The 18,743-nt window shown below is 30.4% G+C and carries 18 protein-coding genes; 7 read left to right on the top strand and 11 right to left on the bottom strand.

Annotated elements, in window-relative coordinates:
• The first annotated feature begins 22 nt into the window (after positions 1-22).
• The 7 genes from nhaA to P161_RS0107995 all read left to right on the top strand — a co-directional run bounded on the left by nhaA (position 23) and on the right by P161_RS0107995 (position 6,182).
• Positions 23-1,321 carry a Na+/H+ antiporter NhaA gene (gene nhaA, locus P161_RS0108035; RefSeq protein WP_026776499.1) on the top strand — a complete coding sequence of 433 codons (1,299 nt, stop codon included), beginning with the start codon at positions 23-25 and terminating at the stop codon, positions 1,319-1,321.
• A gap of 71 nt (positions 1,322-1,392) precedes the next feature.
• Entirely contained in the window at positions 1,393-2,472 is a 1,080-nt protein-coding gene (locus tag P161_RS0108030) for a sensor histidine kinase (RefSeq protein ID WP_026776498.1), read from the top strand.
• A gap of 4 nt (positions 2,473-2,476) precedes the next feature.
• Entirely contained in the window at positions 2,477-3,805 is a 1,329-nt protein-coding gene (locus P161_RS0108025) for a sigma-54 dependent transcriptional regulator (protein WP_026776497.1), read from the top strand.
• 193 nt (positions 3,806-3,998) lie between these two features.
• Entirely contained in the window at positions 3,999-4,349 is a 351-nt protein-coding gene (locus P161_RS0108020; RefSeq protein ID WP_155810444.1) for a hypothetical protein, read from the top strand.
• Between the two features lie 488 nt (positions 4,350-4,837).
• Positions 4,838-5,257 carry a GreA/GreB family elongation factor gene (locus P161_RS0108005; RefSeq protein WP_026776495.1) on the top strand — a complete coding sequence of 140 codons (420 nt, stop codon included), beginning with the start codon at positions 4,838-4,840 and terminating at the stop codon, positions 5,255-5,257.
• Between the two features lie 10 nt (positions 5,258-5,267).
• Positions 5,268-5,690, top strand: a complete 423-nt coding sequence (locus P161_RS0108000) for a hypothetical protein (protein WP_026776494.1) — start codon at positions 5,268-5,270, stop codon at positions 5,688-5,690.
• A gap of 30 nt (positions 5,691-5,720) precedes the next feature.
• Positions 5,721-6,182 (top strand): universal stress protein, encoded by a 462-nt coding sequence (locus tag P161_RS0107995; protein ID WP_026776493.1) that lies wholly within the window; start codon positions 5,721-5,723, stop codon positions 6,180-6,182.
• Positions 6,183-6,206: 24 nt separating this feature from the next.
• Here P161_RS0107995 and P161_RS0107990 read toward each other — a convergent pair whose 3' ends face one another.
• From P161_RS0107990 to nrfD, 11 genes are all read right to left on the bottom strand, one after another.
• Positions 6,207-6,740, bottom strand: coding sequence for a hypothetical protein (locus P161_RS0107990; protein WP_026776492.1), 534 nt, complete (start codon positions 6,738-6,740; stop codon positions 6,207-6,209).
• Positions 6,741-6,841: 101 nt separating this feature from the next.
• Positions 6,842-7,180, bottom strand: coding sequence for a rhodanese-like domain-containing protein (locus tag P161_RS0107985; RefSeq protein WP_026776491.1), 339 nt, complete (start codon positions 7,178-7,180; stop codon positions 6,842-6,844).
• A 30-nt stretch (positions 7,181-7,210) separates the two neighbouring features.
• On the bottom strand, positions 7,211-8,620 hold the full coding sequence (locus P161_RS0107980) for a rhodanese-like domain-containing protein (protein ID WP_026776490.1): 1,410 nt from the start codon (positions 8,618-8,620) through the stop codon (positions 7,211-7,213).
• A 132-nt stretch (positions 8,621-8,752) separates the two neighbouring features.
• A complete protein-coding gene (locus P161_RS0107975; protein WP_026776489.1) occupies positions 8,753-10,480 on the bottom strand; it encodes a SulP family inorganic anion transporter in 1,728 nt (575 codons plus the stop codon).
• Positions 10,481-10,707: 227 nt separating this feature from the next.
• Positions 10,708-11,730, bottom strand: coding sequence for a Holliday junction branch migration DNA helicase RuvB (gene ruvB / locus P161_RS0107970; RefSeq protein ID WP_026776488.1), 1,023 nt, complete (start codon positions 11,728-11,730; stop codon positions 10,708-10,710).
• A gap of 129 nt (positions 11,731-11,859) precedes the next feature.
• The gene (locus tag P161_RS0107965) at positions 11,860-13,641 is read right to left on the bottom strand and encodes a cbb3-type cytochrome c oxidase subunit I (RefSeq protein WP_026776487.1); all 1,782 of its coding nucleotides are present in this window, start codon (positions 13,639-13,641) and stop codon (positions 11,860-11,862) included.
• Positions 13,642-13,671: 30 nt separating this feature from the next.
• Positions 13,672-14,679: a cytochrome c oxidase subunit II gene (locus tag P161_RS0107960; RefSeq protein ID WP_026776486.1), complete on the bottom strand. Its 1,008-nt coding sequence runs from the start codon at positions 14,677-14,679 to the stop codon at positions 13,672-13,674.
• Positions 14,680-14,715: 36 nt separating this feature from the next.
• Positions 14,716-16,161, bottom strand: coding sequence for a hypothetical protein (locus P161_RS0107955; RefSeq protein ID WP_026776485.1), 1,446 nt, complete (start codon positions 16,159-16,161; stop codon positions 14,716-14,718).
• A 26-nt stretch (positions 16,162-16,187) separates the two neighbouring features.
• The gene (locus P161_RS0107950; RefSeq protein WP_026776484.1) at positions 16,188-16,736 is read right to left on the bottom strand and encodes a cytochrome c; all 549 of its coding nucleotides are present in this window, start codon (positions 16,734-16,736) and stop codon (positions 16,188-16,190) included.
• 10 nt (positions 16,737-16,746) lie between these two features.
• A complete protein-coding gene (locus tag P161_RS0107945; RefSeq protein WP_026776483.1) occupies positions 16,747-17,274 on the bottom strand; it encodes a DUF3341 domain-containing protein in 528 nt (175 codons plus the stop codon).
• A 2-nt stretch (positions 17,275-17,276) separates the two neighbouring features.
• On the bottom strand, positions 17,277-18,740 hold the full coding sequence (nrfD, locus tag P161_RS0107940; protein ID WP_026776482.1) for an NrfD/PsrC family molybdoenzyme membrane anchor subunit: 1,464 nt from the start codon (positions 18,738-18,740) through the stop codon (positions 17,277-17,279).
• Positions 18,741-18,743: the final 3 nt, after the last annotated feature.

Below are 18,743 nucleotides of genomic sequence, written 5' to 3'. Positions count from 1 at the left end.
TAACATATCAAATAAAAAAAATATGATTAGAAAAGTATTTCTTACACCATTTCAAAAATTTATAAAAATTGAAGGTTTTAGTGGAATTTTATTACTGCTAAGTACAATAATTGCTTTAATATGGGCAAATTCTAGTTTTGGAAATACATATACTGAACTTTGGGACTATAAAATAGGAATTTCTGGTGAAGGTTTTGAACTTAAAAAACCATTATTACTTTGGATTAACGATGGCTTAATGGCTATTTTCTTTTTTTTGATTGGATTAGAAATTAAAAGAGAAATTTTAATTGGCGAATTAAATTCCTTAAAGAAATTAGCTTTTCCATTATTTGGTGCTATTGGTGGCGCACTAATTCCTGTGGGTTTATACATTCTTTTAAATCAAAACCCAGAAACATTTAAAGGCTGGGGAATACCAATGGCTACAGATATTGCTTTTTCTTTAGCTGTTTTAAATGCTCTAGGTAAAAAAGTGCCTTTAAGTTTAAAAATATTCTTAATAGCTTTTGCAATAGTAGATGATATTGAAGCTGTCTTAGTCATCGCCATTTTTTATAGTGGTACCATAAAAACAACACTACTTTTAATTGCTTTAGCTTTATTAGCTGTTCTATACTTTTTATCCTATAAAGGATATTACTCGAAGTTTATCTTATTTTTTACGGGAATTATTGTTTGGATTTTATTTTTAAAATCAGGTGTTCACCCAACTGTTGCAGGAATTTTATTAGCTTTTTCTGTGCCTATTAGTCAAAAAATAGATAGTTCTACTTTTATTACACAGTTGGAAAACGTTTATAACAACATTAAAAGTGCTAGCATTTTAAAGAAGCCTATTTTATCTAATGACCAAATAGAAGCTATGGACGATTTAGAAAGCTGGAGTAATAAATTTCAATCGCCTTTGCAGCATTTAGAACATAATTTGCATGGCTGGGTTGCGTATTTTATAATTCCTGTTTTTGCATTGGCAAATGCTGGTTTACTTATAGATAGTTCTGCAGGTATAGAAATTGCTTTGGTAGTTAATATTGTAATCTGTTTAGTATTAGGAAAAGGTTTAGGCATACCAACTGTTATTTATATCGCTAAAAAATTAAACCTATTACAAATCCCTATAGATATCAATTTTAAACAAATTATAGGCGTTTCATTTATTGCTGGTATAGGATTTACAATGGCTATTTTTGTGGCAAGTTTAGCTTTTGCATCAAGTCCAGAATATATAACTTCTGCTAAGATTGGTATTTTATTAGGCTCACTTATTTCAGCAGTTATTGGCTATCTAATTTTAAGGTTTAGCGCAAAAAAAAAGTAAATTTAAAAAAAGGAATGAAAATTATTAATTAATCATAAACCAATACTTTAAAATATCTAGTAAAAAAAAAAATGAGCATCAAAAATACTGCTTTAGAAGAAAGAATTAAAGAACTTACTTGTTTGTATGAAGTATCTTCTATCATTGTAAATGCAGATGCTGTTGAGATTTCAGAAACGCTAAAAGCAATTGGTAAGAGCTTAAAAAAAGGTTTTCAATTTCCTGAACAAACAGAAATTTTAATAGAAATTCCTTTACACAGCTACAAAACTGGACATATCAATAACGAACATCAAATTTGTGCAGATGTAATTCTATTCAACAAAATTAAAGGTAGAATTGTTGCATCCATCAAAAAAAAATCATTTTTATTTCTTGATGAAGAACAACCTCTATTAGATAATGTTGCTTTAAAATTGGGGAATTTGTTAGAAAGAATAGAAATTCAACAAAATGAAATTTCTCTTAAAAGACAAATGGAACGTGCAGATCGTTTAAAAATATTAGGTGAATTAACTGCAGGAATTGCGCACGAATTAAATACACCTTTAGCCAATATTTTGGGTTTTGCAGAGCTTTTAAAAGACGATTTTAAAAATGCTAGCCAAACTACTCAAGATGTAGATAAAATTATAAGCAATGCTATTTTTGCAAGAGAAGTTGTTAAAAAATTAATGTTTTTTGCTTGTGAAATGCCCCAAGAAAAGAAAGAAATAAATATAGTACCCAATATAAAAAATGCCATTAATTTATTAGAAGCAACTTTTAGAAAAGAACAAGTACAACATCATGTAATCATTGACGATTCTGAACTGAATTTAAAAGCAGATACAGTTCAAATTACTCAAATTTTGTTCAATTTAATCATCAATGCTATTTATTTTTCACCTAAAAACGGGTTGGTTACCATTAAAGCGTATCAAACAAAAACACATATATTTTTAGAAATTTTTGATGAAGGCAAAGGAATTTTAGAAGAAAATTTAGATACCATTTTTCAGCCATTTTTTTCTACAAAATCTCCTGGAGATGGCACTGGATTGGGTTTAAGTGTTGTTCATGGAATTGTTGCCAGCCATCAAGGAACTATAAAAGCAAAAAATAACAAATTAAAAGGCGCTTGTTTTACTGTTCAATTACCAAAATCTTAAACATATGCAATTAAGAAAAGAAAATATTTTAATTGTGGATGATGATGTACATATTTTAGAATTATTACAACGTCATTTACATTCTTGGAATTATCATACCTACAAAGCAATTTCTGTAAAAGAAGCTGTTAGTATTTTAAAAGATACACAAATAGATTTGTTAATTACAGATTTAAAAATGCCAGAAATAGATGGTTTTGAGTTGATAAAATTCGTTACAGAGCATTATCCTAACTTACCAAAATTAGTAGTTACTGGGTATCCTTCTGTGCAAGATTCTTTAACGGCTATAAAAAAAGGGGTTGTTGCATATTTAACAAAACCGTTTACAAAAAATGAGTTGGAATCTGCTGTGATTACTTCATTAAAAAATAAAATTTCTAATAGTATTGACGCAAATTCATCCAAAGAAAATAAAGGTAAAAGTTATGGAGAAATTATTGGAAGTTCAGAAAAAATAAATGAAGTTATTCAAATAATTGAACGCGTAAAAAACAACAAAGCAACTATTTTTATCAAAGGCGAAAGTGGCACTGGTAAAGAACTTATTGCAAGAGCTGTTCATTATAAAGGTAAGTTTGCAAAAGCTCCATTTATTGCTGTAAATTGTGGTGGAATTCCAGAAAATTTGCTAGAAGCAGAATTATTTGGCTATACAAAAGGGGCTTTTACTGGCGCAGATAAAGATAGAAATGGTTTTTTTCAAGCAGCAAATGGAGGTACTATTTTTTTAGATGAAATTGGCAATGCTCCTTTAAATGTGCAAGCGAGATTATTACGAGTTTTACAGGAGAAAGAAGTTGTAAAAGTTGGTGCTCAAAAACCAGAAAAAATTGATGTTCGGATTATTGCAGCAACCAATAGCGATTTAAAAGCGATGATTTCAAAAAACACTTTTAGAGAAGATTTATTTTATAGATTAACCGTTGTTGAAATACATATTGCTCCTTTAAGAGAGCGTAAAGAAGATATTAAACCTTTAGTAGACAAATTTTTATTTACATATGGCATTGAATATAAAGATCGATTTATAAAAATTAATCCAGCAGCTTTACAGATTTTAGAACGCTATGATTGGCCAGGAAACATTAGAGAATTAGAAAATGTAATTCAACGTGCTGTAATTATGTGCGATAAAATTATTGAAGTTCAGCATTTACCAGATGCTTTAAAACACAGCATAAATTTTCCTGATGATACTTTAGTTTCATTAAAAGAGTTTGAAAAAAAATACATTCAAAAAGTTTTAAATTCTACCAATAATAACAAAACAAAAGCAGCAGAAATTTTAGGAATTACCAGAAAAACATTGAGTCAAAAATTAGATAATTAGTTGCGTATAATTTACACTAGCGAGTAATTATTACACAATTTTTAAATATCGATAAATTTACTTAATTTTCACAGAACCCTATATATCAACATGTTAAAAATTTTACACGTTAAAAACATTGTTTTGGCATGTAGATTGTACTATAAAGAGTAAGAATGTTTAATTTAAAATTTAGTAGATGAAAAACTATGTAATGGCAATATTCATTGTTTTAGGAAGTTTGACTTTAAATGCACAAGAAAAAAATATCGAAGTAAAAAAAGGAGATATTTATGAAATAGTTAAACCTTCTGGAAACAGTTACAAACATATAAATTTTCCTAGAAAAAATATTATCCTTAAAAGAGGTGGTGTTTTAACCAACCAAACTGTTAATGGTAAAGAAGTAATTGTTACTAAAGTTATCAAGAAAAAAAAGGGTTCTACAAAAATAAAAGTAAAACCAACTGATGGATCTGGATTTTATAAAGTAATAAAAAGTGTGACCATCAATTTCGAAGAAGCTATAAAATCTGGAGAAATTAGAGTTAAAAAAGATAGTTAGTTAAGTTAGTAGTTAGTGTTATTTTTTTAGTTTGTGAAACCTTAACAGTTTATCTGTTAAGGTTTTTTTATAAGTATTAATTTTTAGAAAAGCATCATTATTACCCAGTTGCGTAATTAATACTCAATTTAAAATTTATCAATTATAAAGAATTTCTCAACAAAACCATTGTAGATAAAGGTTTTACAGCATATCGTTTATTTGTAAAACTTACTGGCATACAGCTTGCCATTAATAGTATTAATACTAAAAGAATATTTATGAAAACAAATTTTTTAAACATATGCAGTATTTGCATTCATAATACTGCTTGCGTTCTTACAGATACTAAAGAAAAAGTTTGGTCCTGTTGCGATTTTGAAGAATCAACAACTATTTATAAGCATAAAAATACCGAACCAGATTTTGCTTACGCATCTGATTAAAAATGTTTATCAACTTAAATTATAGTAAAGAAAAAAAAATCATTTATTGAAAATTACATCAACATGAAATACGGAAATATTATACTAGAAAAAAAAGAATATGTGTATTTAAAACGACTTTTAAATATGAATACATACACTGATAATTCCAATACAAAAAGTTCTATACAAAGATTATTAGGAGAATTAAAAACAGCACAAATTGTAGATGAAATAGAAATGCCAAAAGATGTAATTCGATTTAATAGCTCTGTTAAAGTAGCTGCAGAACATGGATGGGAAAATACTTTAAAGGTTGTTGTTCCATCAGAAAAAAACATAAAAGAACATAAGATATCTGTTTTATCGCCTATGGGAATTGCCCTTTTTGGATATTCAGAAAATGATGAACTAGTTTGGGATTTTCCTGGTGGACAAAGTAAAATTAAAATTGTTGCTGTAACACAAGATGAAAACCATAAACGAATAGAAGTATTACTTTAAAAATTAAATTATGAACTTACTAAACACCAATATATTTAAGCACGACACAGAAGTAGATAAATCTCATAAACTAAATACTAAAGAACTTTCTAATTGGTTAATGCAATTAAGGTTTACAAAAGAAGAACTAACAAGTTTAATTAAATTGTGTAGCAATTCTTTAAATAGTAACCATGTAAATGATGAAGAAATATTGTTAGAATTTGAAAAAATGAACCAAGAAAATAATCATTTATTAAGTATTTTGCATAAATATATGAGTATTAGAGAACATATTGCAGAATGTGAAGACACGCAATGTGATACTACTTATTTGAATGAACATAAAATACACAAAAAGAATTATTTACAGCATATGGATCGTTATATAAAGCTAAAAGATCAATTTTATGTTGATGTAAATAAACAACTTAACCTAGATAATAATGACTAAATATAACTATTAAAAAAGTTAAAAAGTATCATGAAAAAAATTTTAATCCCTATAGAATTTGAAAATAACAATGATCACGTTATAGAATATGCTGTTCATTTACATAAAAACGAAGCTTGTGTTTTTTATCTTTTAAATATATATTCTTTAAATATTGCTGGCTTACAAGCTTTAAACTTTTTAAAGGCTAGTAGAGACTGGCTAGAAAAACCGAAACAAAAATCTGAAAGAGGTTTAGCCCTTTTAGTTGATAAATATTCAGCAATTTATAAGGAAAGTAATCATAAATTTTATGCAGTATCTGAATGTGAAAGTTTGATAAAAGGAATTCAAAAAACAATTGAAAACCTCAAATTAGACTTCATTATAATGGCTACAAAATCTAAAAAAGAAACATGTTTTAGTAAATATGCATCAAATACAGTCAAAATTATCGAAAATATAAAAAAATGCCCATTGATAATTATGCCAAAAAATCAACCAATTGAATAACACTATTTCTATTCAATTTTGGTTTTAAAAGAAAGAAAAACCAATTCCAAAAGAAACACTATCTAACCTATTATTATCAAAGCCAATAAGACCTTTTCTATGAAAATCTAATCTTACAATGGTGTTCCATCTTTTTTCACCTGCAATTTGAGCACCCATTCCAAATCCATAATAATTACCATCTGAATAATTATTGGTTGGTCTCCACATTTTTCCATAGCTTGTTTCTATAAAAAAAGTATCATCTTCTCTTTCAGAAACATTATATCTTAAAGTTGTGTATGTAGGGAAAGCATCTACTGCATAATTCCAATGAAAGTCATAACCTGCATGTAAACTAATTGCCAATCGTTTTTTAAATTCATACCCAACACCAACTCTAAAAAAAATTGCTGCAGGTACTATTAAGGCCTCTCCATCATCTGGCTCTAAAGTATAATTTTCGTTGATGCCTAAAGTAAAATTAAATGTTCCTGTAAAAAAAGGTCTTCCTAATTTTTCTTGTGATGAGATTTGAAATACTAATAAAAATGCAAAGTAAAAGAGTAATTTTCTCATAAAATAGTTTAGTTGATTTTAACTTTTGAATCAAAAACTATTCCGAATTTGATTCAACATAAAAACCAACCAAAACTTTATACAGTATAAAATATTTAGTTCTAATTTTCTTTTTTCCATTGGTTAAAACCACCAGAAACATGAATCACATTAAAACCTGCTTCTTTTAAAATAACACCTGCTTTTTCGCTTCTATTTCCAGATCTACAATACAGATATACTTTTTTACTTTTATCTAATTGATTGCTTGCTTTCGTTTTAAAATTTTCATCAAAATAATCAGCAAAAATTGCAGTTTCTATAAAACCTTCATTTATTTCCTCTGGTGTTCTAACATCCATCAATTGAATATCTTTAGTAGCCAACAATTCCTTTAACTCTAAAGTTGTAATACTTTCAACATGCTGTTTTTTATCACAATTGATAAAAAAAATGCTCATGAACAAAAAAAAAGTATAGGTTTCATTCTCTTATTTTAAAGTGGATGGACAAACTGCTGTATCAGTTCTCTTGATGTTTGTATTTCTGATGGCAGCATAACCTCCTGCAACATCAATTACGTTATGAAAACCTCTTGCTTTTAAGATGGAGGATGCAATTACTGAGCGATAGCCTCCTCCACAATACACATAAAAATCATCTTTTTTAGGAAATTCTGTAATGTGATCATTTAAAAAAGATAAAGGTGTACTTGGCACATTTTCTACATGTTCACTTTCGTATTCGCCAGGTTTTCTAACATCAAAAACGATAGCATTTTCTTCAATTTTATCGCCTAAAACAGTTGCAGAAACAGATTTTAAAGTATCTATTTCTTTATTTGCATTTTGCCAAGAAGCAAAACTACCTTCTAAATAACCCAAAACATTATCGAAGCCAACTCTAGACAAACGTGTAATAGTGTCTTCTTCTCTACCTTCTGGAGCTACCAATAAAATTGGTTGTTTTGTATCTTTAATCAAAGCACCCACCCAAGGTGCAAAACCACCATCAATACCAATAAAAATAGATTGTGGAATAAAGCCTTTTATAAATTCTGTTTGATGACGAACATCTAAAATTATAGCATCAGTTGTATTCGCAACCAATTCAAAATCTTTAACAGATAAAGGTTTTGCGCTATTTTTAATCACTTCATCAATTGACTGATAACCTTCTTTATTCATTTGAACATTTAAAGGAAAATAAGCTGGTGGAGGCAATAAACCATCTGTAACTTCTTTGATAAATTCAGTTTTGGTCATGTTTGCTCTTAAAGCATAATTGGTTTCTTTTTGATTGCCAATGGTACCCACAGTTTCTTTGCTTAAGTTTTTACCACAAGCAGAACCAGCTCCATGTGCAGGATATACAATTACATCATCTGCCAAAGGCATTACTTTATAGCGTAAACTATCAAACAATAAACCTGCTAAATCTTCTTGGGTTAAAGTGCCTTTTTGGGCTAAATCTGGTCTTCCAACATCACCTAAAAACAACGTATCTCCACTAAAAAGAGCATGGTCTTTGCCGTTTTTATCTTTTAACAGGTAACAAGAACTTTCCATTGTATGTCCTGGAGTATGCAACACTTTTATTGTAAGATCACCAACTTTAAAAACTTGATTATCTTCTGCAATAATAGCATCAAAATTAGTTTTTGCTGTAGGCCCAAAAACAATTTTTGCTCCTGTTTTTTCGGCTAAAGTTACATGACCGCTTACAAAATCTGCATGAAAATGTGTTTCGAAAATATATTTAATTTTGCTATTGTTTTTTGATGCTCTATCAATGTAATCTTGTACTTCTCTTAAAGGATCTATGATAGCAACTTCGCCATTACTTTCTATATAATAGGCACCTTGTGCTAAACAGCCTGTGTAAATTTGTTCTATAATCATACTATTGTTGTTTTCCTGCAATGTTTGATACTGGATCTAGTTCAGCAAAAGAACCTTGTAGGTATTTATTAAAAAATTATTATTTATAAAAACCTACAAGGTCAAGAAAAAGACCTTGCAGGTTAAAATTACTTATTTATATGCTTGATGGATGTATTTTGCGTACTTTTCTTGATGTTTTCTATCGCCTGTTTTATAAAATTTTACAGCTTGATTTGCTCTCATAAAAAAGTGATTGATCGTTATAATATCTAAAATTCCACTTCTAAACAAATCGTCTCTAACAGGACCTTTTACTCCTGCAAAATAAAAATTTACACCTTTCTTTTTATAATACTTAATACGTTCTTTCAACATTTCTACACCTGTACTATCTACTCTGTTGATGCTTTCTGCATCTAATACTATCAATTTTAAAGCTTTCCCTTTTTTATCAGCCATTAAATCTAAATGATCTCTAAAATAATTTGAATTGGCATAAAAAATTTGCGCGTCAAATCTAAAAACTAAAATATCATCGTCTATAATTACTTCTTCAAAACGATTTTTATTTCTATAAAAATTAGAGTCTGGTACTTTTCCTAACTCTGTAATATAAGGTTTAGACGTTCTGTAAATTAAAACAATTAAGGATAAACCTACTCCAACCATTATCCCATATTCGATGCCCAATAATAGTGTTGCTAAAAAGGTTGCTAACATTAACCAAAAATCTAAATTATTTGCTTTCCATAAAAAAGCAGCTTCTTTAAAATTGATTAAGTTAAAAACCGCTACAATAATTATGGCTGCTAAAACTGTTTTTGGTAAATGATAAAATAATGGCGTTAAAAAAAGTAAGGTTATAATTACCATAACCACAGAAATTAAGGCAGCCATTCCTGTTTTCCCACCACTTTCTTGATTAATAGCAGATCTTGAAAAACTAGAGGTTGTTGGGTAAGCTTTAAATAAAGATCCAACCATGTTTGCCAAACCTAGAGCAATTAATTCTTGATTTGGTCTTATTCTGTATTCGTCTTGTTTTGCTTCTAAAGATTTACCTATGGAAATCGTTTCTAAATACCCAACCATAACCAACGTAAATGCAATTGGTAACAATTCTTTAACTTGGTCTAAATCGAATTCTGGCACTCCAAAAAAGGGTAATCCAGAGGGTATATCTTTTACAATGGAAACATCAACAAAAGAATTTCCAAAGTATTTCATGACTAAAATACCAAGAATTACAACAATTAAAGCGCTAGGAATTTTTTTATTGATTTTTCTAAAGATTATAATTATGATTACAGAAAGTAATCCTATTACAGTTGTAGCGTTATCAAAATTATGAATTTGCAACCAAATATCCTCTACAAGATGCTGAATTTGATCACTTTGGATAAAATCTACTCCTAATAAATTTCTAAATTGATTTACACCAATTGTCAAGGCAACAGCAGATGTAAATCCGGTTATTACAGGTTTTGATAGAAAATTGACAATAAAACCTAAACTAAAAATACCCAGAATAAATTGGATAGAACCTACTAAAAGAGCCAATAAAATTGCAATTGAAATATAACTTTCTGAGCCTGCTAATGCCAATGTAGAAACTCCTGTTGCTACAATTAAAGAATCCATTGCAACTGGTCCAATTGCCACTTGTCTTGAAGACCCAAATATCGCATACATAATCTGTGGAACTAAAGCACAATACAAACCATAAATTGGTGGCAAGCCTGCAATAAGAGCGTATGCAATACCTTGTGGAATTAAAATAATACCAACAGTTATCCCTGCAACTAAATCGCCTTTAAAAAGGGTTTTGTTGTAGTTTGGTAACCATTCTAAAATTGGTATTACTTTTTTTATATTCATAAGCCCATCCTAACCTTCCCAAAGGGAAGGAACTCTTACTGTTGTGTGTTTCCCATCCTAACCTTCCCAAAGGGAAGGGACTCCTACTGTTGTGTGTTTCTGTTTAAATTTTCTTATTATCTTTTAATAATGTAAACATATCTTCAGCAATAAGTCTATTTTATCATAAGTCCAAATTCTTTTTATCTTTTCTCTTCTCTTGTTTCTTATTTCTTATTTCTTAAAAACTAAAACAATTCCCCTTGACTTCTCCCTTTTACTCTACCTAAGTGTGTATAAGCTAATTCTGTAACTTCTCTTCCTCTTGGGGTTCTCATAATAAAACCTTGCTGAATTAAAAAAGGCTCATACACTTCTTCAATAGTTTCTGTATTTTCTGAAACTGCTGTTGCAATGGTACTTAAACCTACAGGACCTCCTTTAAATTTATCAATAATTGTTGCCAATATTTTATTATCCATCTCATCTAAACCATGAGCATCAACATTTAGAGCTTTTAGAGCATATTTGGCTATTTGTATGGTAATATTTCCATCGCCTTTTATTTGCGCAAAATCACGAACTCTTCTTAATAAAGCATTTGCAATTCTTGGTGTTCCTCTGCTTCTACCAGCTATTTCTATAGCTGCTTCCATTGATATTGGAACGCCCAAAATATGTGAGCTTCTTTGAATAATGGTCGTAAGTAATTCAGTTGTGTAATAATGCAATCTGCTACTAATTCCGAAACGAGCTCTCATAGGTGCAGTTAGCAAACCAGACCTTGTAGTGGCACCAATTAAAGTAAAGGGTTCTAAATTGATTTGAACAGTTCTGGCATTTGGGCCAGACTCAATCATAATATCAATCTTGTAATCTTCCATTGCAGAATATAAATACTCTTCTACTATTGGACTTAATCTGTGGATTTCATCAATGAACAGTACATCCCTTTCATCGAGATTTGTTAATAAACCTGCTAAATCTCCTGGTTTATCTAAAACAGGACCAGAGGTTACTTTAATTCCAACTTGTAATTCATTTGCTAAAATATGTGCCAACGTAGTTTTTCCTAAACCTGGAGGTCCATGAAACAAAGTGTGATCTAAAGCTTCACCTCTTTGATTGGCTGCTTCAACAAATATTTTAAGATTATCGATTGCTTGATCTTGACCTGCAAAATCTTCAAAAGAAAGTGGACGTAATTTTTTTTCTACATCTAAATCTTCGTTTGAGAAGTTCGTGTTTTCAGGATTCAAGTTTTCGTTCATAGTTACAAAGATAAATGAATTTGCATTTTATATCGATAAGGTTTTAAAAACCTTATATAAAAAAATGATTTTCATAAAAATAAAAAAGCCTTTCCAAATAGGAAAGGCTTTCAAATAAATTTTATGATATTAAGATTCTTCTTCTCCTTCTAAAAGTGGAGTTGTTTGTAGTACATAGTCTTGACCATGTAAATAATCACTATCGTCATCATTTGGATCTACTCTCTTACTATAATCATAAGCCCATCTATGAACCTCAGGTAATTTTCCTGGCCAGTTTCCATGTATGTGTTCTACTGGAGTTGTCCATTCTAATGTGTTAGATTTCCAAGGATTTTGCGTTGCTTTTTCTCCTCTATAAATTGAAATAAAATAATTCGCTAAAAATATAATTTGAGCTGCACCACCTACCAAAGCAAATATTGTAATTACTACATTGATATCAGCTAAATCATCGAACATTGGAAACGCTGTGTTTGAATAATATCTTCTTGGTAAACCAGCTAATCCAATAAAGTGCATTGGCCAAAATACTCCGTAAGCACAAACTATCGTAATCCAGAAATGCCAATAACCTAATGTTTTATTCATCATTCTACCATACATTTTCGGGAACCAGTGATAAATACCTGCATACATACCAAATATAGCAGAAACACCCATTACTAAGTGGAAATGCGCTACAACAAAGTAGGTATCATGTATATTAATATCTAAAGCTGAATCTCCTAATACTAGACCTGTTAAACCTCCTGTAACAAAAGTTGATACTAATCCAATAGAAAATAACATAGCTGGGTTCAATTGCAAATTTCCTTTCCATAAAGTAGTCACATAATTAAATGCTTTTACTGCAGATGGAATTGCAATTAACAACGTTGTAAATGTAAAGACTGAACCTAAAAATGGATTCATTCCTGAAATAAACATATGGTGACCCCAAACAATTGTAGATAAGAAGGCAATTGCCATAATTGACATGACCATTGCTCTGTATCCAAAAATTGGTTTTCTTGCATTTGTTGATATAACTTCAGATGTAATTCCTAATGCCGGTAATAATACAATATATACCTCTGGATGTCCTAAAAACCAGAATAAATGTTCAAATAAAACTGGAGATCCTCCTTGATAATGTAAGACTTCTCCTGAAATAAATATATCTGATAAATAAAAGGATGTTCCAAAACTTCTATCAAAAACTAATAATAACGCTGCTGATAATAAAACTGGAAATGAAACAACTCCAATAATAGCAGTAATAAAGAAAGCCCAAATAGTTAAAGGCAATCTTGTCATTTTCATTCCTTTTGTTCTTAAATTAAGTACAGTAACAATGTAGTTTAAGGCACCGATTAAAGAAGAAGCAATAAAAATTGACATAGAAACCAACCAAAGTGTCATACCTGCTCCTGAACCAGGAATAGCTTGTGGTAATGCACTTAATGGAGGATAAATCGTCCAACCTGCAGATGCTGGTCCTGCTTCTACAAATAAGGAAATTACCATGATTATACTTGATAAAAAGAATAACCAATAAGATACCATATTTAAAAAACCAGAAGCCATATCTCTAGCTCCAATTTGCAATGGAATTAATAAGTTCGAAAATGTACCACTCAAACCAGCTGTTAATACAAAAAATACCATGATTGTACCATGAATGGTTACTAAAGCCAAATATATATCTGGACTCATAATACCATCTGTTTGATGTCTTCCTAAAAAAGCTTCGATAATGGTAAATGATGTATCTGGCCAAGCTAATTGTAAACGAAATAACATTGACATTAGAACTGCAATAATCCCCATAAACATTCCTGTAACTAAGAATTGTTTAGAAATCATTTTGTGATCCTGACTAAAAATATATTTTGTTACAAATGTTTCTTTATGATGATGTTCTGACATAATCTATTTATTTGTAGAGTCTTTTAATTTTTATTTATTGATAACTGTTGCTAAAGTTGGTTGTTCTTCTAGCCATTTTTCATATTCTTCTGGCTCAACAACTGTAATTTTCATTTGCATGCTGTAGTGAGATGTTCCACAAATTTTATTACATAGTAGTAAATAATTAAATTCGTATAATTCTTCTCCTTTAGCAGCTCTTACTAAATTAATTCCTTTTGTTTTTTCTACTACTTCAGATTGCATTCTCATTTCTTCTGTAGTATATTTTGGTGTAAAACCAAATTCTGTAACCATCCCTGGAACACAATTCATTTGTGCTCTAAAATGAGGCATGTAAGCTGAATGCAATACATCTTGAGAACGGAACTTGAAATGTACTTTCTTACCTTTTGGCAAATAAAGTTCAGTTACTTGTTTATCATCTTGAGAATTTTTATCAGCCATATTAACACCCATTGTGTTTATACCTTCAATAAAATTCACGTTTCCTTGACCTAAAGTATTGTCTTCTCCTGCATATCTTGCATGCCAACCCCATTGATAAGAATATACTTCTATAACAACAGCTTCTTCATCATCTAAATCCATTACATTGTTCCATTGCCATAAACCATAACCGATTAAAACAACTAAAACAACTGCTGGAATAATAGTCCAAATCATTTCTAATTTGTGGCTATCTGCATAAAATTTAGCTTTATTGTTTTTATTTCCTTTATACTTAAAAGTAAAATAGAAAATTAAAAATTGCATGAAAAACTGAACAATACCAATCAACCAAAAAGTAATATCGAATAATCTGTCATCATGCTCACCTTCAATAGAAGCTGATTCTGGTAACATAATAACATTCATGGCAATAAGGCAATAAATCATTATTGCGTAAAAATAAACTAAGAAATATAATGAATACTTTCCTTGTTTTGCATTGTCTTGATCGTTCGCTATAACACCTCTAAAATTTAAAATTCTAGTTATCTGCCAAAAACTTACACCTATTGCAACACCTATAAAAATATAAAATAGAGCTAGCATATATATCTTTTCTTTATTATTTAATTCTTAATTAATTTAATGATGATTCTCTGAACCTTCTCCTCTATGTTCAATATTATAGTAATGGAAATGTTCACTTTCTTCTAAAAACGGATTCGCTTTTGGTATTGGGTTTGCTTTTGCAAATGAACTAAAGACAGTAAATATAAATATTCCTATAAAGAACAATAAAGCACTTAATTCTGGGATTCCAAAATACCATTGACCTCCAACAGTTCCAGGCATAATCATTACAAATATATCTAAATAATGACCTCCTAAAATTACAATACCTCCAAGTACAACAAACCAAGGAATGCTCTTGTAATCACTATTTAAAAGTAACAATATTGGGAAAACAAAGTTCATTACAACCATTGCTAAAAATGGTAATTTATATTCGTTAAATCTAGCTGCAAAATAAGTTGTTTCTTCTGGAATGTTTGCATACCAAATTAACATAAATTGAGCAAACCATAAATACGTCCAGAATACCGAAAAACCAAACATAAACTTTGCTAAATCGTGAATATGACTGTCATTAACACCAGGTAAAGCCCCTTTAGATCGTAAATATATCGTTACAAATGCTATTACAGTTAAAGCAGTTACCAACAAACTAGCAAGTACATACCAACCAAATAATGTAGAAAACCAGTGAGGATCTAATCCCATAATCCAGTCCCAAGACATCATAGTTTCTGTAAGCATAAATACAAAAATGAAACCAACAGATACGTTATAGTTTAACTTGTATGTTTTTCCTCCATCATTAGCTGTATCTTCTTTAATTGAATTTTTACGGATAAAAAATCTATAAGCATTCCAAAGTGCTAAATAAATAATACTTCTAATTGTCCAACCTGGTATATTAATCCACCAAGATTTACCATCTACAATGGCATCATAATTCTCACTTGAAGGATCAAAAGTACCTTCTGCCATCCAAGGGAATAAGTGATTCATATGCATTGCTGATAAAATAATGATGATCAACATGATTACTGATGTTGGTACCAAATTAGCAGTAATGGATTCCATCACTCTAAATAATACCACAGACCAACCTGATTGTGCAACTCTTTGAGATGCATAAAATGCCAGAACTAATAATGTAGTTCCTAAAAAGAAAAATAAGGCTACATAGAAAGCTGACCAAGGTCTATTTTGTAGTTGATGTAAAACATGTTCTGCATGGCTATCATCATTATGTGCACCATGAGCACTCATTTCTTGATCTATGTGTTCACTAGAATTGTGCTCACCTGAAGTACTTTCGTAATTTTTGGTATGAGCATTATCTTCGTGTTCTCCTCCATGAGAATCTCCATGATCACTTCCATGAGATGATTGGAGCGCAATAATATCTTTAGCTTCTTGAATTGTAGAAGGTGCTGTAAGGAAACTGTATGCGATTCCTATAACCCCTAATAAAATTAGTGCTAATGAAAATGTTTTTAATTTACCCGAGAATTGATACATATCTTTCGAATTCTTTCTTAATGTAATTATTTTAATAAGTCTGAACGCAATTGTTCAACATAATGAATAACTTGCCAACGTTCGTTATATGTTAATTGACCTGAATGAGAACCCATTAAGTTTTTACCGTGAATTAACACATGATAAATACTTCCTGCATTGATATCCCTATCTTTATAACTAGGTATTCCTTCAAACTTTTCTGCTTGAGACAAATATCCATTACCATCTCCTTTTTTTCCATGACAAGAAATACAATATATTTCATACATGGCTTTTCCATTCTCTAAATTTTCTTCAGTTGCCTCTATAGGGTTTGTTACTTCTGCCTTTGCTTTTTCATAACCTTCTGGAGTATTAGGAATATCGTAAGCAGGATGTCCTCCTACTGGAATAGTTCCTGCAACTGGCTTACTATTTACTGGCTTACCATTTAAACCCTCAGCATCATCAGCATCATAAGGAATAGAAACATACATATCTGGCATGTACTCAAGTTGAGGCTTTCTTTTATCATTACAAGAAATAAAACCTGTAAGGATTGCTAAACCGATAATTAATTTTAAATTTTTCATTATCTATTTATTAGTGCTTATCTACTACATTAATTTCTACAGCACCTGTCTTTGTTAGTAATGCAGTTAATTCATCCACATTATTATGTACAGGAATTTCCATTAAAAAATGGTCATCTGTAGTTCTTGGATCAGGATTTTCAGCTTTTTTGAATGGCCATATTCTACTTCTCATGTAAAAAGTGATTACCATTAAATGTGCTGCAAAAAATACCGTTAATTCAAACATAATTGGCACAAATGCTGGCATGTTTTCGATCCAAGAAAAACTTGGTTTCCCACCAATATCTTGTGGCCAATCTTGAATCATCATATAATTTGTCATCCAAATAGCAAATGCTAAACCTGTAATACCATAAAAGAAAGCTGTAATTGCTAATCTTGTTGGTGCTAATCCCATGGCTTTATCTAAACCATGAACAGGAAATGGACAAAAAACTTCCTCTATGTGATGATGTTCTGCTTTTACAGCTTTCACTGCATCCATCAGAATTTCATCATCATTATAAAATGCGTGAATAACTTTTGATGATTCCATAATTATCCTTTTTTATTTTTATCAGGGTTTACTTCCTTAATTGTTTGATCAACCAATACAATCGTTGGTTTTGTAGGAATCCCTTGTTCTCTTCTCTTCTTGTAAAATTCACCAGAAGATTTCAATATTGTTTTTACTTCTGCTTGTGCAATTACTGGGAAAGTTCTTGCATATAATAAGAATAATACAAAGAAAAATCCAATAGTTCCTATAAAGATCCCAACATCTACAAACGTTGGCTCAAAACGCCACCAAGTTGATGGTAAATGACCTTTACTTAATACAATTGCAATAATATCAAAACGTTCGAACCACATACCAATATTTATAAAGATTGATATAATAAAAGTCCAAATAAAACTTCTTCTTATTTTCTTAAACCATAATAATTGAGGCGTTAAGATATTAAAGAATAAAAGCGAATAGAATGCCCAAGCATATGGTCCTGTTGCAGCACCTACAGATAAATATGTATAATTTTCGTAAGGTGAACCAGTATACCATGCAATAAAAAATTCAGTTGCATACGCTACAGCTACAATACCACCAGTAAGAATAATTACAATGTTCATATATTCTACGTGCATACGTGTAATATAATCTTCTAAGTTTGTAACTTTTCTCATAATACCTAATAACGTTTGTACCATTGCAAATCCTGAAAAGATTGCTCCAGCTACGAAATAAGGTGGAAATATTGTTGAGTGCCAACCTGGATTGATTGATGTAGCAAAATCCATTGATACAATTGTATGTACAGAAAGTACAAGTGGAGTTGCTAAACCTGCAAGTACCAAAGATACTTCTTCAAAACGTTGCCAATCTTTTGCTCTACCAGACCAACCGAAACTTAATAAAGCATATATATTCTTTTGAAAAGGCTTTACAGCTCTATCACGAATCATTGCAAAATCTGGTAATAAACCTGTCCACCAGAAAACTAAGGATACAGATAAATATGTTGAGATTGCAAATACATCCCATAATAATGGTGAGTTAAAGTTTACCCATAAAGAACCAAATTGGTTCGGAAGTGGTAACACCCAAAACGCATTCCAAGGACGCCCCATGTGAATAATTGGGAATAATCCTGCTTGAAAAACGGCAAAAATTGTCATTGCTTCTGCAGAACGGTTTATGGCCATTCTCCATTTTTGACGGAATAATAATAGTACAGCAGAAATTAATGTTCCTGCGTGACCAATACCTACCCACCAAACAAAGTTAGTAATATCCCAAGCCCATCCAATGTTCTTGTTCAATCCCCAAACTCCAATACCTGTTCCTACAGTGTAAAAGATACATCCAAATCCCCAAAGCATTGCTGCTAAAGAAATATAAAATGCGATGTACCAATTCTTATTTGCTTTCCCTTCAATAGGTTTCGCAATGTCTTCGGTAATATCGTGATAAGTTTTATCACCTAATACTAAAGGTTCCCTTATGGGTGCTTCGTAATGAGACATATT

This window comes from Polaribacter sp. Hel_I_88, from assembly GCF_000687935.1.
GTDB lineage: Bacteria > Bacteroidota > Bacteroidia > Flavobacteriales > Flavobacteriaceae > Polaribacter.
Note: the sequence above shows the minus strand (reverse complement) of the source record. Positions and strands in the feature narration are given on the sequence as shown.

What these genes read in the sequence shown, in the direction of transcription:
- P161_RS0107950 (WP_026776484.1), bottom strand. Translation starts at nt 16,736, where the DNA reads ATGAAAAATTTAAAATTAATTATCGGTTTAGCAATCCTTACAGGTTTT.
- P161_RS0107960 (WP_026776486.1), bottom strand. Translation starts at nt 14,679, where the DNA reads ATGCTAGCTCTATTTTATATTTTTATAGGTGTTGCAATAGGTGTAAGT.
- P161_RS0107965 (WP_026776487.1), bottom strand. Translation starts at nt 13,641, where the DNA reads ATGTCAGAACATCATCATAAAGAAACATTTGTAACAAAATATATTTTT.
- nhaA (WP_026776499.1), top strand. Translation starts at nt 23, where the DNA reads ATGATTAGAAAAGTATTTCTTACACCATTTCAAAAATTTATAAAAATT.
- P161_RS0107975 (WP_026776489.1), bottom strand. Translation starts at nt 10,480, where the DNA reads ATGAATATAAAAAAAGTAATACCAATTTTAGAATGGTTACCAAACTAC.
- P161_RS0108000 (WP_026776494.1), top strand. Translation starts at nt 5,268, where the DNA reads ATGAACTTACTAAACACCAATATATTTAAGCACGACACAGAAGTAGAT.
- P161_RS0108025 (WP_026776497.1), top strand. Translation starts at nt 2,477, where the DNA reads ATGCAATTAAGAAAAGAAAATATTTTAATTGTGGATGATGATGTACAT.
- P161_RS0107955 (WP_026776485.1), bottom strand. Translation starts at nt 16,161, where the DNA reads ATGTATCAATTCTCGGGTAAATTAAAAACATTTTCATTAGCACTAATT.
- P161_RS0107990 (WP_026776492.1), bottom strand. Translation starts at nt 6,740, where the DNA reads ATGAGAAAATTACTCTTTTACTTTGCATTTTTATTAGTATTTCAAATC.
- nrfD (WP_026776482.1), bottom strand. Translation starts at nt 18,740, where the DNA reads ATGTCTCATTACGAAGCACCCATAAGGGAACCTTTAGTATTAGGTGAT.
- P161_RS0107995 (WP_026776493.1), top strand. Translation starts at nt 5,721, where the DNA reads ATGAAAAAAATTTTAATCCCTATAGAATTTGAAAATAACAATGATCAC.
- P161_RS0107945 (WP_026776483.1), bottom strand. Translation starts at nt 17,274, where the DNA reads ATGGAATCATCAAAAGTTATTCACGCATTTTATAATGATGATGAAATT.
- P161_RS0108020 (WP_155810444.1), top strand. Translation starts at nt 3,999, where the DNA reads ATGGCAATATTCATTGTTTTAGGAAGTTTGACTTTAAATGCACAAGAA.
- P161_RS0108030 (WP_026776498.1), top strand. Translation starts at nt 1,393, where the DNA reads ATGAGCATCAAAAATACTGCTTTAGAAGAAAGAATTAAAGAACTTACT.
- ruvB (WP_026776488.1), bottom strand. Translation starts at nt 11,730, where the DNA reads ATGAACGAAAACTTGAATCCTGAAAACACGAACTTCTCAAACGAAGAT.
- P161_RS0107985 (WP_026776491.1), bottom strand. Translation starts at nt 7,180, where the DNA reads ATGAGCATTTTTTTTATCAATTGTGATAAAAAACAGCATGTTGAAAGT.
- P161_RS0107980 (WP_026776490.1), bottom strand. Translation starts at nt 8,620, where the DNA reads ATGATTATAGAACAAATTTACACAGGCTGTTTAGCACAAGGTGCCTAT.
- P161_RS0108005 (WP_026776495.1), top strand. Translation starts at nt 4,838, where the DNA reads ATGAAATACGGAAATATTATACTAGAAAAAAAAGAATATGTGTATTTA.